15 protein-coding genes are annotated in these 14,910 nt (G+C 72.4%); 12 read left to right on the forward strand and 3 right to left on the reverse strand.

Annotated features, from left to right (window positions below):
* Positions 1-702: 702 nt before the first annotated feature.
* The 12 genes from ACQP0P_RS08710 (at position 703) to ACQP0P_RS08765 (ending at position 11,840) form a co-directional block, all read left to right on the forward strand.
* Positions 703-1,404 (forward strand): hypothetical protein, encoded by a 702-nt coding sequence (locus ACQP0P_RS08710; protein ID WP_433373308.1) that lies wholly within the window; start codon positions 703-705, stop codon positions 1,402-1,404.
* 1 nt (position 1,405) lies between these two features.
* Positions 1,406-2,197, forward strand: coding sequence for a hypothetical protein (locus ACQP0P_RS08715; protein ID WP_433373311.1), 792 nt, complete (start codon positions 1,406-1,408; stop codon positions 2,195-2,197).
* Positions 2,194-3,495, forward strand: coding sequence for a CpaF family protein (locus ACQP0P_RS08720; protein WP_433373314.1), 1,302 nt, complete (start codon positions 2,194-2,196; stop codon positions 3,493-3,495). Before ACQP0P_RS08715 ends, ACQP0P_RS08720 begins: the two co-directional genes overlap by 4 nt.
* The gene (locus ACQP0P_RS08725; RefSeq protein WP_433373317.1) at positions 3,492-4,379 is read left to right on the forward strand and encodes a type II secretion system F family protein; all 888 of its coding nucleotides are present in this window, start codon (positions 3,492-3,494) and stop codon (positions 4,377-4,379) included. The genes ACQP0P_RS08720 and ACQP0P_RS08725 overlap by 4 nt, the downstream gene beginning before the upstream one ends.
* Positions 4,372-5,307: a type II secretion system F family protein gene (locus ACQP0P_RS08730; RefSeq protein ID WP_343973893.1), complete on the forward strand. Its 936-nt coding sequence runs from the start codon at positions 4,372-4,374 to the stop codon at positions 5,305-5,307. The genes ACQP0P_RS08725 and ACQP0P_RS08730 overlap by 8 nt, the downstream gene beginning before the upstream one ends.
* Before the next feature lie 2 nt (positions 5,308-5,309).
* Complete coding sequence (locus ACQP0P_RS08735; RefSeq protein ID WP_433373320.1) at positions 5,310-5,558, forward strand: hypothetical protein; 249 nt, start codon at positions 5,310-5,312, stop codon at positions 5,556-5,558.
* Between the two features lie 127 nt (positions 5,559-5,685).
* The gene (locus ACQP0P_RS08740) at positions 5,686-6,066 is read left to right on the forward strand and encodes a TadE/TadG family type IV pilus assembly protein (RefSeq protein WP_386324248.1); all 381 of its coding nucleotides are present in this window, start codon (positions 5,686-5,688) and stop codon (positions 6,064-6,066) included.
* A complete protein-coding gene (locus tag ACQP0P_RS08745) occupies positions 6,063-6,470 on the forward strand; it encodes a TadE/TadG family type IV pilus assembly protein (protein ID WP_433373323.1) in 408 nt (135 codons plus the stop codon). The genes ACQP0P_RS08740 and ACQP0P_RS08745 overlap by 4 nt, the downstream gene beginning before the upstream one ends.
* Positions 6,471-6,475: 5 nt before the next feature.
* Positions 6,476-6,967: a flp pilus-assembly TadE/G-like family protein gene (locus ACQP0P_RS08750; RefSeq protein ID WP_433373326.1), complete on the forward strand. Its 492-nt coding sequence runs from the start codon at positions 6,476-6,478 to the stop codon at positions 6,965-6,967.
* 52 nt (positions 6,968-7,019) lie between these two features.
* The gene (locus ACQP0P_RS08755; RefSeq protein WP_433373328.1) at positions 7,020-10,031 is read left to right on the forward strand and encodes a hypothetical protein; all 3,012 of its coding nucleotides are present in this window, start codon (positions 7,020-7,022) and stop codon (positions 10,029-10,031) included.
* Between the two features lie 155 nt (positions 10,032-10,186).
* Positions 10,187-10,858: a hypothetical protein gene (locus ACQP0P_RS08760; protein WP_433373331.1), complete on the forward strand. Its 672-nt coding sequence runs from the start codon at positions 10,187-10,189 to the stop codon at positions 10,856-10,858.
* Between the two features lie 46 nt (positions 10,859-10,904).
* On the forward strand, positions 10,905-11,840 hold the full coding sequence (locus ACQP0P_RS08765) for a hypothetical protein (protein ID WP_433373334.1): 936 nt from the start codon (positions 10,905-10,907) through the stop codon (positions 11,838-11,840).
* 13 nt (positions 11,841-11,853) lie between these two features.
* Here ACQP0P_RS08765 and ACQP0P_RS08770 read toward each other — a convergent pair whose 3' ends face one another.
* The 3 genes from ACQP0P_RS08770 to ACQP0P_RS08780 all read right to left on the reverse strand — a co-directional run bounded on the left by ACQP0P_RS08770 (position 11,854) and on the right by ACQP0P_RS08780 (position 14,867).
* The gene (locus ACQP0P_RS08770; protein ID WP_433373336.1) at positions 11,854-12,360 is read right to left on the reverse strand and encodes a methylated-DNA--[protein]-cysteine S-methyltransferase; all 507 of its coding nucleotides are present in this window, start codon (positions 12,358-12,360) and stop codon (positions 11,854-11,856) included.
* Complete coding sequence (locus ACQP0P_RS08775) at positions 12,357-13,778, reverse strand: AlkA N-terminal domain-containing protein (RefSeq protein WP_433373339.1); 1,422 nt, start codon at positions 13,776-13,778, stop codon at positions 12,357-12,359. Before ACQP0P_RS08775 ends, ACQP0P_RS08770 begins: the two co-directional genes overlap by 4 nt.
* A gap of 138 nt (positions 13,779-13,916) precedes the next feature.
* Complete coding sequence (locus ACQP0P_RS08780; RefSeq protein ID WP_355614647.1) at positions 13,917-14,867, reverse strand: NYN domain-containing protein; 951 nt, start codon at positions 14,865-14,867, stop codon at positions 13,917-13,919.
* Between the last annotated feature and the right edge of the window lie 43 nt (positions 14,868-14,910).

Consider the following 14,910-nt stretch of genomic DNA (forward strand, 5'->3'; position numbering starts at 1 on the left):
GGCGGCGGCCGTTTATACCGCTTTATGGGGATATTTGGTGATTTATCGCCTCCTGGGCGCCGGGCTGCCCGCGGTACGGAGCTGTGGAAAACCTGTTCGGAGAACCGGTGGAACGGCGAGCCACGATCCGGGCCCGAAGCTCGTCCGTCCTCTCCTCGAGCAGCCCGGCGTACGCGCTGACCTCGGAGGTCACCTCGGCCAGCCGGACGGCGGCGCGGTGCAGTCCCTCGATCATTCGCTCCGTCATTCGCTCCGTCGCGGGGGTGGCGGTGAGGCGTTCGACCCCGCGGCGGCGCATTCGCCCGGCCGCCGAGCGGAAAAGAAGCCTGACACGTCCCCCGCCCGGGGCGTCGCGCCCGGATGATGTGGCCATCTCTCCAGGGTGCCACATTTTGAACAGGTTCAGGGTTAAGGAGGGCGCACACCCCGTGAATGAAGGAGGGGAACGGGGCGCCGTAATGATGGAGGTAAATGCTGGGACGATTGGTGCAAGAGTTAATTACCGTCCTTATCACCCAGATAAGTGTCCCGTCATCTAGCGAAACCGCCACGTTCTTCTGAAGCGGCGTTGACAGACGTGTTCCTATCAAACGAGCATGGGTTCTGGTTTTTGTCCGGCAGCCCGTCGGCATGGTGCGCATAATGGCGTAAATTCGACCAGTAGTCCCCATATTTATGATCACTCTGGGAGTCCCCCTACCCATGAGGACCAGTGAGAAGCCAACGGGCCGTGTCCCGGTGAACGCCGAGCGCCAGTCGTCGGCGGGCACCCTGTCCGGGCCGGCGTCGCGCAAGCTTCCCGTGCCCCCACGCGAGCGCAAACCAGCCCTCGCCGCCCTCGCCGTCCTCCTCATCCTGGGCGGCGCCCTCGCCACCACCCTGCTCGTCCTGCGCAGCGGCGACCGCGTCTCGGCGATCGCCGTCTCCCAGCAGATCGGCGCCGGCCAGCAGTTCACCGAGGCGATGCTCAAGGAGGTCCAGATCGCCGACACCGGCATCGGCTACGTGTCCTGGTCCCAGCGCGCCCGCGTCGCGGAGAACTTCGCCCGCGTCACCCTCATCCCCGGAACGCTCCTGACCCGCGAGATGGTGGTCTCCGCAAGCAGGGAGCTGGGTCCCGGCAAGGCCCAGGTCGGTCTCGCCCTCAAACCCGGCCAGTCACCGGGCACCCTGGAGCGCGGAGACCGGGTCCAGGTCGTCTACGTGCCGAGCAGGGGCGGCGGCGCCGGCCAGGAGCGGCGGGTGCTGGCGCAGAGCGCCCTGGTCCACCAGATCGGCACGCCCGGCAGGAGCGGTGCGAACGGCCTGGTCACCATCATCGTGGACAGTTCCATCTCACCGGAGGTCGTCGCGTACGCCTCCACCGGTGAGATCGCGCTCGCCGAGCTGCCGGGAGCACGCTGACGTGGCGCTCATCGTGCTGGCCGCGGACAAGGGAGCGCCCGGAGTGACCACGGCGGCCACCGCGCTCGGCGCGATCTGGCCGCGCCCGGTGCTGCTCGCCGAGTGCGACCCGGCGGGCGGAGATCTCGCCTACCGCCTGCCCGCGGCCGACGGCGGCGTGCTCAACCCGGCCAGGGGCCTGCTCACCCTGGGGGCCACGGCCCGGCGCGGCCTGCACCCGGAACAGATCCACGAGCACACCCAGAAGATCATCGGTGGTCTGGACATACTGGCGGGGCTGACCCACGGCGAACAGGCGGCCGGGCTGACCTGGCTCTGGGGTCCGCTCGGCCGGGCACTGGCCACGATGCCCGGCGCCGACGTGCTGGCCGACTGCGGACGCCTCGGCGGCCACCCCCAGCTGGCCGAGCTGACCGCGGAGGCCTCGCTGGTGGTGCTGTTCACCAGGGCGAGCCTGGACCACGTCGCCCACCTGCGGGAACGCCTGCAGATCATGCCTCGCGAGCCGCAGGTGGGCGTGGTCGTGATCGCCGACCCCCGGCAGTACCGCACCACGATCGAGGAGGTCCGCCGGATCGTCGCGGGCACCGGCAGGAACCTCGCCTTCGTGAGCGGGCTCGCGCACGACCCCAAGGGCGCGGAGCTGCTGCGCGGCCAGTGGGGCGGTCGCCTGGACCGCTCTCTGCTGATCCGCACCGCCCGGGAGCTGGGCGGCCGCCTCGCCGCACAGGTCAGCGCTCCCGAGCCGGTCATGGGCGTGCCCGTCGAGCCGTCGAGCGGAGCCAGACCGTGACCATCGACCACACGCTGGTGAAGCGCTTCCGGCAGGACGTCGGAGACAGGCTGGCCCACCAGCGCCGCCTGGACCAGGCCAGCGGCCTGCAGCCGATGACCGGTGAGGACGAGCGCCAGTTCGCCCGCGCGCTGATCGCCCAGATCCTGGAGGAGTTCGCCCGCGGTGAGATCGGCGTCGGCAGGACCCCGCCCACCGCCGAGGAGGAGGAGGCGCTGGCCGCGGGGATCCACGCGGCCCTGTTCGGCGTCGGCCGCCTCCAACCCCTGCTGGACGACCCCGAGGTCGAGAACATCGACATCAACGGCTGCGACCGGGTGTTCGTCGGCTATGCCGACGGCCAGGAGATCATGCGTGAGCCGGTGGCCGAGTCCGACGAGGAACTGGTCGAGCTGATCCAGATCCTCGCCGCCTACAGCGGCCTGTCCAGCAGGCCGTTCGACACCGCCAACCCCCAGCTCGACCTGCGCCTTCCCGACGGCTCCCGGCTCTCGGCCGTGATGGACGTGACGGTCCGCCCGTCCATCTCCATCCGCCGCTCCCGGCTGGGCAAGGTCTTTCTCAGCGATCTGGTGGGAAACGGCAGCCTGACCCCGGAGTTGGGGCGTTTTCTGGCGGCGGCGGTGGCGGCCAGGAAGAACATCATGATTTCCGGTTCGACCAACGCCGGGAAAACGACACTGCTGCGCGCCCTGGCCAATGAGATTCCGCCCTCCGAGCGGCTCATCACCGTCGAGCGCGCCCTCGAACTCGGCCTCGACCAATTTCCAGAACTCCATCCCAACGTGGTCGCCTTCGAGCAGAGGCTGCCCAATTCCGAGGGCCAGGGCGAGATCACCATGGCGGAACTGGTCCGCCGCTCCCTGCGTATGAACCCGTCCAGGGTGATCGTCGGAGAGGTCCTCGGCGACGAGATCGTCACCATGCTCAACGCGATGACCCAGGGCAACGACGGCTCGCTGTCGACGATTCACGCCAACTCCTCGATGGAGGTCTTCAACCGCATCGCGACCTACGCGCTCCAGGCCACGGAGCGCCTGCCGATCGAGGCCACCCACATGCTCATCGCGGGCGCGATCGACTTCGTGGTGTTCATCGAGAAGCGCAACGACTACGCGGTGGGAGGCAGGCTGCGGCGCTTCGTGTCGAGCGTGCGCGAGGTGGCCGGAGTGGACGGCAGGGTGCTCTCCTCGGAGGTGTTCGCCATGACGCCCGACGGCCGGGTCCTGCCGCACGCGCCGCTGTCGTGCCTGGAGGAGCTCGCCCACTTCGGCTACGACCCGGGAGGCTGGACATGACCTCCCTGCCTCCGGGCCTGTTCGACCCGCTGGTGCTGCTGGCCGGCATCGCGATCGGCGCGGGGCTGTTCCTGCTCGTCGTCGCGCTGTACGGGGTGCGCCCCCGCCCGTCGTCCCCCGGCAGGAAGGCGGGCAGGCGCGAGTTCGTCCGTGCCCTGTCCACCCGTACCGCGGTGGGGGTCATCGTCGGGGTGGTCGTGCTCGTGGTGACCGGGTGGCCGGTCATGGCGGCCGGAGCCGTGCTCCTCGCCCTGGCCTGGCGGGGCCTGTCCGGCGGAGCCGCCGAGGAGCGGACCGCGATGCGCAGGCTGGAGGCCCTGGCCGCCTGGACCGAGTCGCTCCGCGACACCATCGCCGGGGCGGCCGGGCTGGAGCAGGCGATCCCGTCCTCGATCCGGGCGGCGGCCCCCACGCTCCGCCCGCACCTGCGGTCGATGGTCGACCGCCTGCACACCAGGATGGCGCTGCCCGACGCGCTGCGGCGCTTCGCCGACGAGCTCGACGACCCCTCCGCCGACCTGGTCGTGGCCGCCCTCATCCTCAACTCCAAGCTGCGCGGCCCCGGCCTGCGTGACGTGCTCGGCGCGCTGGCCGTCTCCGCCCGCGAGGAGCTCGACATGCGCCGCCGGGTCGAGGCCGAGCGCCGCTCCACCCGGCGGAGCGTGCAGATCGTGGTCGGCACGGCCATCGCCTTCGCCGTCATGCTCGTGGTGTTCAACCCCTCCTACGTCGAGGAGTACGACAACGCGCTCGGCCAGGCCGTGCTCGTGGTGGTCGCCGGGCTGTTCGGCGCGGGGTTCGCCTGGATGCGCCGCCTGGCCCGCTTCGACAAGCCCGCCCGCCTGCTGGGCCTGCCCTCCGGGGGTGAGGTGTCCGATGACTGAGGCGCTGCTGGCGGGCTCCGTGCTCGGGATGGGCCTGTTCCTGCTGTTCCGGGCACTGTTCCCGGCCCGCCCAGGGCTGGTGACGCGGCTGCTGGCGCTCGACGCGGCCCGCGAGGGCACCGACGCGCCTCGCGCCCGGCTCATCCTGCCCGACGAGGAGGTCAGCGTCCTCCGGCGCGGCCTGGGGGAGCGGATGGCCCGCTTCTACGCGGCCAGAGGCTGGGAGGCGCGCTCCGCCAGGGCCGACCTGGCGCTGCTCGGCAGGTCGTTCGAGGGCTTCCTGGCCACCAAGGTGCTGCTGGCGGTCTCCGGGCTGCTGGCCTTCCCGCTGCTGGTCGGCTGGCTGGTGCTGATGGACTGGGGCGTCTCCCTCACCGTCCCGCTCTGGGCGGCACTCGTGGTCGCCGGGGTCTTCTTCGTCCTGCCGGACCTGCAGGTCAAGCGGGACGCCGCGCGGATGCGCCGCGACTTCCGGCACGTCGTCGGCTCCTTCCTGGACCTCGTCGCGATGAACCTGGCGGGCGGGCGCGGGGTGCCCGAGGCGCTGATGATGGCGGTCTCGGTGGGCAGTCCCGGTCCCGACGAGGAAGGCGCCAACTGGGCGATGTCCCGTATCCGCGAGGCGCTCGGCAACGCCAGGATCGTCGGCATCACCCCCTGGCAGGCCCTCGGTCAGCTCGGTGACGAGATCAACGTCGACGAGTTGCGCGACCTGTCCGCGGCGCTCGGCCTGGTCGCCGACGACGGCGCCAAGGTCCGCTCGTCCCTCACCGCCCGTGCCGCGACCATGCGCCGCCGCGAGCTGGCCGAGATCGAGGGGCAGGCGGGCGAGCGTTCCCAGTCGATGCTCGTCGCCCAGCTCCTGCTCTGCGCGGGTTTCGTGATCTTTCTAAGTTTTCCGGCCGCTATGAAGATGTTGGGGTCCTGACCATGCTGAGCCATCCGTGGATCACTTACGCGACCGCCGTTCTGAGCGTCCGGATCGCCAGGGCGCGCAACGCCCCCACCCGGGGGGCCTCCGCCGTCGAATGGGTCATCATCACGGCCATCATCGCCGGAGTGGCGCTCGGCCTCGCCACGCTCATCAAGACCCTCGTCGAGGGGAAGCAGGCGGAGATCTCCAGTCAGTTCGGCGGCGGGGGCGGCGGGGGCGGGGGCGGCGACCTTGGAGACCCGTGATCGTGAGCGGGGCCGCCCGGGGAACCGGAAAACCAGGCCAGGCCGGGGCGGTGGACGCGGCGCCATGGGACCCGGTGCGCGTTCGGACGCGCGCCGACGAGACCGGGGCGGTGAACGCGGTGCCACCGTGATCGAGTTGGCGATCATCATGCCGGTGGTGCTGGTCGTCATCCTGCTCATCGTGCAGTCCGCCCTCTGGTTCCACGGGCGCCAGATCGCCGACGCCGCGGCCAGGGAGGGGGCGCGGCTGGCCCGGGTCGACACCGAGTCCTGGCAGCAGGACGCCGAGTCCCGCGCCCAGGAGGTGATCCGGACCGTCGGCCCGAAGCTCCTGGAGGGCGCCACGGTCACCGCCTGGGCGGAGGGCGACCAGCGGGGTGTCGAGGTGACCGCCTCGGCGGTCCAGGTCGTCCCGCTGCTGCCCTCCACCACGTTCACGGTCACCGCGCGCTTCGGCGGTCCCATCGAGTGTTTCCGGCCCGACGACGGAAGCGAAGGGTGTCAGTGAGCCGGTTGATTCCCGCGGCCGGGGACGATCGAGGGTCGCTCAGCGCCGAGACGGTGCTGCTGGCCCCGGTCTTCCTGCTCTTCCTGCTGTTCCTGGTCGGCGCGGGAAGGGTGGTGGAGGCCCAGGGCGAGGTCAACGGCGCCGCCAGGGACGCTGCCAGGGCCGCCTCCGTCGAGCGCACGCTGGCCGACGCCGAGGACGCCGCGGCCGAGGTGGCCCGCGCCGCGCTGTCGGGCGAGTGCGAGCCCGAGGTCAGCCTGGCCGGTACGGACTGGAAGGAGGGCGGCCGGGTCCACGCCCAGGTGACCTGCTCCCTGGATCTGGAGTTCCTCGGCTTCGGCGCCGCCAAGAAGATGAAGGGCGACTCGGTGGTCCCGCTGGAACAGTTCCGGAGGGTCGAATGAATCCGGTGAACCCACCCTCGCGGTGCCGGATGTCCGGGGGGCCGGCGGGTGCGGACGCGGAGAGAGGGCGGCACGGCGAGCGGGGGTCGATGTCGATCTTCACGGTGATCTTCTCGGTGGTGGTGTTCCTGCTGGCCGGGCTGCTCGTGGACGGCGGGGCCGCCATCAACGCCAGGCTGCGGGCCGCCGACATCGCCGAGCAGGCCGCCAGGGCCGCCGCGGACCAGATCGACGTCGAGCACCTGCGCGCCACCGGCCAGGCCCGGCTGCTGGGAGAGGGAGAGGTCTGCGCGAAGGCCGAGGAGATCGTCTCCGCGCACGGCGCCGGTGACGTCCGGCTCACCCGGTGCGCGCTCGGCGGCGCCCAGGCCGAGGTCACCGTGAACGTCTCCGTCACCTGGAAGGCGTTCTTCCTGGCCGCGTTCGGTTTCCCCGGCTCGGACATGGAGGCCCTGGCCGCGGCGGGGCCGGACATCGGGGCAGACCAATTGCCGTGAATCGCTGGCCCACCGGTTGACCGACGACGAATCTGGACGAGGAGGGAGACGAATGCCCACGCGACAGCCCGTGCGTATCAAGGACAGGCGCACACCGGGAGACCTGCTGGCGGGCCTCGGCGCGCTGGCCGTCCTGGTCGCGCTCATCGCGGGGGTCCCCTACGCCCTGTTCCGGCTGGCCGGGCCGCCGCTCCCGCCCGAGCTGCGCGACCTCGACCTGCTGACCAGCCAGGTGGGCACGAGCACGATCGTCGCGATCCTCGTGCTGCTGGTCTGGCTCGCCTGGCTGCAGATGGTGGTCTGCGTGCTGGTCGAGATCTACGCCGGAGTGCGCCGGGTCGGGATGCCGGCCCGGGTGCCGTTCTCCGGGGGCACCCAGATGTTCGCCAACCGGCTGGTCTCGGCGGCCATGCTGCTGTTCACCGTCTCGGCGGTGGCCCTGCCGATCGCGAAGCTGACCAGCCTGCCGCCCGCGACCTCCGCCATCGTCTCGACCGGGCTGTCGGCGGCGTCGGCCCCGGCCGGCGCCGAGCGGGTGGAGTTGGCGCCGGTGCAGAAGGCCAAGAAGGTCTACGTGGTGCAGCCGCCGCACGGCCGCCACCACGAGAGCCTGTGGGAGATCGCGGAGAAGTGCCTCGGTGACGGGCGGCGGTATCCGGAGATCTACCGGCTCAACCAGCACAGGGAGCAGCCGGACGGCAGCCGCCTGCGGATGGCCGACCTGATCAGGCCCGGCTGGGTGCTGGACATGCCGGACGACGCGCGCAACGTGCACATCGTCCCGGCGTCCCAGCCACGCGACGACACCCTCAAGGACCACCCCGGCAAGCCCGCCGAGCTGGACGGCCGTACCCAGACCTTCACCCCGGGCGGTGCGGACCTCCCGGCGGAGCCCGTACCCGAGATCTCCACTCCCGGCGAGGGCGCGGACCAGGCGCGGGAGACCGGCCGGGGACAGGACGGGCGCCACGAGGCGGTCGGGCACCGTCCCGACACCGCCGCCGAGCGCGGCGCCTCGCACGACCCGCGCCAGGTGCCCGTCCCCACGGCGACCGCCGAGCGCGGTCCGGACACGGCGGCCACCACCGCGCCCGCCACCACCGCGCCCGCCACCACCGCGCCCGCCACCACCGCGCCCGCCACCACCGCGCCCGCCACCACCGCGCCCGGGCGGCAGGATCCCGGCGCGGTGGACCCGGGAGCGGTGGTGGCGGGGCCCGCGCAGAACGGACAGCACACCGGGCTGGAGATGCTCGACTACCTGGCCGGGGCCTCGCTGGCCGCGGCCGGGCTGCTGATGGCGCTCGGCCGCAGGCGCAGGCGGCAGCTCTGGCACCGGGCGTTCGGGCGCCGGATCACCCGGCCGAGGGACGACGCCGCCCAGGCCGAGCTGGCGCTCAGGCTCGGCGCGGACGCCCCGGGCAGCCGGATGCTCGACGTCGGGCTCCGGCTGCTGGGCAGGTCCCTCGCCGCCCAGAACCGCGTCCCGCCCACGATCTACGCGGCCCACCTGTCGCCGCAGACCCTCGACCTGTGGATCCACCCGCCGGACCCCGACGCGCCCGCGCCCTGGAGCGCCCACGACGGAGGCCAGGTCTGGCGGCTTCCCGCGCACGAGGGCCGGATGCTCGACGAGCAGGCACTCGCCGACGCGCCCGCGCCGTACCCGGGTCTGGTCTCGCTCGGTTCCAGCGGTGAGGGCCGGGTGCTCGTCGACCTGGAGGCCGCCCACGGTCCGATCAGCATCGGGGGCGCGCAGGCCACCGCCGCGCTGGCGGCGCTCGCCGTGGAGCTGGCGACCAACCGCTGGTCGGACCGGATGCGCGTCACGCTGGTCGGCTTCGGCGAGGAGCTGACCGTGATCGCCTCCGACCGGATCAGGTACGTGGGCAGCCTGGCGGAGATCCTGCCCGAGCTGGAGGCATCGGGCAAAGACGGCGGTAACCGAGGCGAGGTGCTCACCGGCAGGATCCACGGACGCGCCGCCGACCCGGTCTGCGCCCCGCACTACCTGCTGTCCGCGATCGCCCCCACCGAGGAGGAGGGCCGCCGGCTGGCGCTGCTCGCCAGGAAGGGCGTCAGGACCGCCGCAGGGTACGTCATCGCGGGCGACGTGCCGCACGCCACCTGGAACTGGACGATCACCGAGGAGGGCCGCGCCAGGGTGGACGCGCTCGGATTCGACGTGGCCGCGCAGTTGCTGCCACGGCGGCAGTACCGGGCACTGATCGATCTGTTCCTGGCGACCGACCGGCTGGAGGGGGAGCCGCTCGCCGACGAGCCGGAACCGGTCACCCGGACACCCTCGGTCGAGGTGCGGATCCTCGGCCCCGCCGAGGTCGTCGGTCCCTCGCCGATGGAGGAGGGGCGAGCCGTGATCGCGGTCGAGCTCGCCGTCTACCTGGCGACGCACCCCGGCGGCGTCCACCCCGTCGTGCTCGGCGGCATCCTGTGGCCACGTGGCGTGCAGGCGGTCGTCAGGGACGCCACGATCGCCAGGGTCGTCGCGTGGCTGGGCACCGACAGCCAGGGGCGGCCCAACCTCTACGCCGACACCTCGGGGCGCCTGCGGCTCGGCCCCGAGGTGCGCACCGACTGGATGCTCTTCCGCGACCTCGTCCGGCAGTCGCACGCCAACCCCGGCGGGCGTCCCGAGCTCCTCGATCGGGCACTGAGCCTGGTACGGGGGCCGCTGCTGAACGGCCGCCCGCGTGGCCGCTACACCTGGCTGGCAGCCGACGACCTGGAGTACAACGTGACCGCGGGCGTCGCGGACGCCGCGCACCGGCTCTGCGAGGTACGGCTGGCCCGCGGTGAGACCGACCAGGCGGTGGCGGCGGTGCGGGCCGGGCTGCTGCTGGCCGCCGACGACGAGGGGCTCTGGCGCGACCTGCTGCGGGCCACGCATCTCACCGACGACCCCGTCCGCCTGCGTGCCGTGGCCGACGCCCTGCACCGGCGGGCCGCCTCCCACCCCTACGGCGGTGGGATGGCGCCGGAGACCGAGGCCCTCATCGACGAGCTGCTGCCCTCGTGGCGGATGCGCTCGGCCCCGACGGCATGACGGGCGCTGCGGGCCGGGTCCGCGCGCCGAGGGTCAGGCGGGGTCGTGGTGCCACGGACGTCCTGCCGGAGACCCGGCACGGGAGCGGCGGGAGAGCCATGCCGAATCGTGCATATCGGTGGTTCCGGCGGGCGGGCGCTTCTAGCGTGATCGGTGTGCGTGTGGTGATCGCGCTGGTCATGCTCCTGTCGGCGGCCTGTACCCCGTCGGAGGCTCAGCCGTTCGCTCCCGCCGACCTCTCCGCCGAGGCCTCCCCGGGGGAATCCCCGCTGGACGCGGCGAGCTCCTCTCCGTGGGACCCGGCGCGGCAGGCGGCGCCGAGGGCGGAGACGGTCAAGGTCGCACCGGGGGTGCGGGTGGTGGTCGAGTGGCCCGCCGCGCCCGACGCCGACACGACCGCGATGATCGAGGTTCTCCGCGACTACTTCGCCGGAGCCTTCAGGGCGGTCGTGAGTGAGGGCCGCGACACCGGCTACCTCGGCCTGGTCGAGTACGACGCGGTCGACGACGCGTCCTCCTGGGTGGGGGCGTTTCTCGGCGAGCGCAGGTCGGTGCGGGGAACCGCCCGGCTGTACGCCCTGAACGTCAGCGCGGTCAGCGGCTCGGGCGACGACCGGGGGGCGCAGCTGGACGTCTGCGTCGACGAGTCGAAGATGCGCCTCCTCGACTCCTCCACCGGCAAGCCCGTCGCCAGGCAGCCCGACTGGACCAGGAAGCCCTTCCTCCAGTCCGCCGCGATGGGGCGGGCCGCCGACGGGGGCTGGCGTATCAGGATCTTCCGCCATGCGAAGCTCCCCGACGAGCGCGCGAAGGGCTGCCTCAGATGACTCTCTCCCCGCGGCCGGGACCCGGTCCCCACACCGGAGGTGTTCGATGATCGGAAAAGTGATCCTCGCGGGGTCGCTGCTGCTCGCCCCCTCGGTGCCGTCCGCCCCGCCCGACACCGGAGGAGTGACCGGCGAGGCCCATCAACGCGGCCGCGAGGCCGGGGTCACCCTCAAGGACTCCCGGATCGTCGTCACGGGCACCGGACTCAGTGGGAAGAGCGACGGCTATCGGATCAAGCGCCCCTGCTGGTACGAGCCCCGGGGCAATGCCGCCGACATGCTGGACTCGCAGCGAGACGCGCTGCCCGACGCCCTCCCCGGGCAGGAGTGGGAGAGGCGGAAGGAGGCACTGGAGCCGTTCGAGGCCCGGATCGGCCAGGAGGGCACCTGGTGGCAGCGCGCCTACAACTCCGCGGACCCGGCGGGGATGGCGTGCGTGGCCGCGCTGGGCGAGCCCTACGTGTTCGCGCCTCCGAACACCACGCCGCCCGCCGGGATCACCATCGCCGAGCTGGTCGAGATCGCCCGCGCCGCGCTGACCGTGCCCGAGCCGAAGATCGAGCTCAACCCGGACGCCAGGAGCTACGTCAACCTGCCGACCTGGGTCTGGCTGAGCGGTATCGGCGAGACCACCAGGTCCGTGACGGCGACGCTGCCCGGGGTGATGAGCGCCACCGTGACCGCCACCCTTGAGGACATCCGGATCGACGCGGGCACCACCGCCGACCGGGCGGAGGTCAAGGAGGAGTGCGGCCCCGGCGGTAAGCCGTACGCGAAGGGCGCCGCGTTCACCTGCGGCGTGCGCTACCTGCGGGCCTCGGTCGACCAGCCGCGTGACGCCTACGTGCTGACGGTCACCTCGGTCTGGCCCATCGAGATCGAGGACGACGTGGTGCCCTTCGCCTACGACCCGGTCGAGGTCGGGGTCACCCGCGACGTCCCGGTGGGCGAGGTACAGAGCACCGTCAGGAAGAGCGGCTAGGCGTGCCGGCGTGTCACTCGCCGGCGATCGCCTTCTCGTGGGTGAGCAGCCACCGCTTGACCGGCGTGCCGTAGTAGTAGCCGCCGAACCCGCCGGTGGACGGCAGGATGCGGTGGCAGGGGACGAACGGCGCGATCAGGTTCTGCGCGCACGCGCTCCCGGCCGCCCTGGCCGCCGTCCTCGGCAGGCCCGCCCGCTCGGCGAGCTCGGCGTAGCTGATCGTGACGCCCGGCGGGACCTCACGCAGGGCGGTGAGCAGCCGCTGCCGCTTGGGGGTGCCCGGCTGTTCCAGCGCCACGGAGTCGAGGGCCGCGAGCTCGCCGTCCAGGTAGTCGCGTACGGCACGCGCCGGGTGACCCAGGTCGGCGGTCAGGGCCAGGCCCTCCGACCGGAGGCCGGGGGAGAGCCGCGCGAACATCTCGTCCGGGGCGTCGGTGAAGCCCGCCACGACCAGGACGCCATCGCGGGCGAGTAGGGCCAGCGGACCGGCCGGGGTGGTGATTACCTGTGCTTCTATCATTGCGAACTCCAAAGATGCAGTGCGGCGTACGCCCGCCATGGGCGCCACCGCTCGATGTGGTCTTCCGGGATGCCCAGGCAGGCCATGGCCCGCCGCAGGCCGAGGTCTCCGCCAGGCCAGGCGTCCGGGTCGCGCAGCGCCCGCAACGCGATGTAACCCGAGGTCCACGGCCCGATCCCGGGGACCTCAAGCAGTCCGGCCACCGCCTGGGCGGGCTGCTGTGCCCCGTCCAGGTCGATCTCGCCGTCCGCCACCCTGGCGGCGAGCGCCTTCAGCGTGGCCACCCGCCGCCCGGTCAGGCCCAGCCCGCCCAGATCAGCCTCGTGGAGCTCGGCCGCGGTCGGGAACAGGTGGGTCAACCCCTCGTCGACGCCCGTCCCGGGATGCGGGCGCCCGGCTCGGGCGGTGACGCGCCCGAGGATGGTGCGGGCACCCGCGACGGAGATCTGCTGGCCGATCACGGCGCGGACGGCCACCTCGAAGCCGTCCCACGCGCCGGGTACCCGCAGCCCGGGACGGGCGGCGACGAGCGGTTCCAGCGAGGTCTCACCAAGGGCGGCGGAGATGGCCTCGGGGTCCGCGTCCAGGTCGAGGAGGCGGCGGCAGCGGGCGACGATCCTGGCCAGGTGGCTGGTGTCGTCGACGCTCACGTCCAGCCGGACGTGGTCCACCTCGGAGGTCAGGGTGACCGTGCCGCCGGGGACGGCGCGGCGGTAGGACGTGCCGTCCACGTGCTCCAGACCGGGGATCGCCCGCGCGGCCAGGAACCGCATCAGGGTCGCGGCGTCGTACGGCTCCCTGCGGTGTAGCCGCAGGGTCAGCGCGTCGCCCGAGACGTCGGTGCTGCGTCGCGTGGTCGCCCGCAGCTCGCCCGGGGTGAACCCGTAGGTGTCCTTCATGGTCGCGTTGAACTGCCGGACGCTGCCGAAACCCGACGCGAACGCCACGTCGACGATCGGCAGCCCGGTCTCGGTCAGCAGTTGCTTGGCCAGCAGCAGGCGCTTGGTCCTGGCCACGGCCAGTGGTCCCACGCCGAGCTCCGTGGTGAACAGCCGGTGCAGGTGCCGCCCGGTGATGTGCAACCGCCCGGCCAGCCGGGCCATCCCGCCGTCGTCCGCCACACCCTCGTCGATCAGCCGGAGCGCCCTGCCGACCAGGTCGCCCCGGTGGTCCCAGCCGGGATCGCCGGGGCTCAGCTCGGGCCGGCACCGCTTGCACGGCCGGAACCCGGCGGCCTCGGCGGAGGCCGCGTGGCGGTAGAACCGCACGTTGCGGCTGGAAGGGGTGCGTGCCGGGCAGATCGGACGGCAGTAGATACGGGTGGAGGTGACCGCCGTGTAGAAGCGCCCGTCGAACCGGGCGTCCCTCGCGGCCACCGCGCGGTAACAGGCGTCGAAGTCAAGCTCTCCCACGGACATGCTGATGACGCTACTCGCAGCCCACTCCGTACGGCTGGCGGGAATCGGACATGGTCGTCGCGGGGAGGGAACGGCCGGTGAGAGGGGCGTGATGCGCTGAGGCGTGCGGCACCGGAGCCGTGGCGGACACCCCGGGTATCACTTGGAGGAGACGCCGACCCCGATCTCGAACTCGCGGTAGACGCGGGCCCAGAATCCGTCGCGTAGCCAGACGCGTGCCTCGGGGTAGGGGCGGAGGGAGTGGCCCAGTTCCTTCTCCGCCTCGATGAGCAGCTCGGTGTCGATGACCGTGGGCAGGATCGGCCCCGGGAGCAGGTCGCGGATGTTGTCGCGGCCGCGGGTGAGAATCCACTTCTGGGCCACGTGCTCGCCGACCTCCTCGACGCGCGGGCGGCTCGGGCCCAGCTTGGTGACCTGGCCCGCGGGGGCCTTGGGCTTGGCGGTGGCGGCGGCGGTGCGCCCGGCGAAGACCTGGGCGGGGGAGGGGGCGCTCGGGGCGGCCGGCACCGGGACCGGCGCGGGGGCCCGGCTGAAGAAGGAGCGCAGGAAGTCGGCACTGATGATCTCGACGGTGTCGGACTCCCAGACCAGGCGCTCGGCCTGGTTGGTGCCGTACGGCGGCTCCACCCCCCACAGGTGGATCCGCACCCCGTAGGCCTGGGCGGCCTCGACGGCGGGGACCATGTCCTCGTCCCCGGCCAGCAGTATGGTGTCGCTCACCGCGTGGTGCCTGGCCAGCGCCTCCAGGTCGCTCCTGATCTGCGCGTCCACGCCCTTCTGCTGGCCCCTCGCGTTGAGGTTGCCCAGGCGGACCTTGACCCAGGGGAGCTGCGCGATGACCCGCTGGTCGACGGTCGGCACCCGGTCGCGGGCGGCGTCGTACCAGTAGATCCTCAGCAGCTCGCCGTGGATTCGCTCCTCCGCGTGCTTCTGCAACGCCTGGATCAGTTCGTCCGCCGCGACCCGGTACTCCTTGCGCTCCTTGGCACTCAGAAGCACCTCCCCCGCCGCGGCGTACAGGTATCCGACGTCGACCAGGACGGCGTACTTCGCGGCGATGGGGTGTGACGTGAGGTCCAGGATGGTCATGTCGTCCTCCAGGCCTCGGAACTAGCTGATCGGCTGACTATAT

It is taken from the genome of Streptosporangium sp. CA-115845, from assembly GCF_050943795.1.
In the GTDB taxonomy this organism is placed as follows: domain Bacteria; phylum Actinomycetota; class Actinomycetes; order Streptosporangiales; family Streptosporangiaceae; genus Streptosporangium.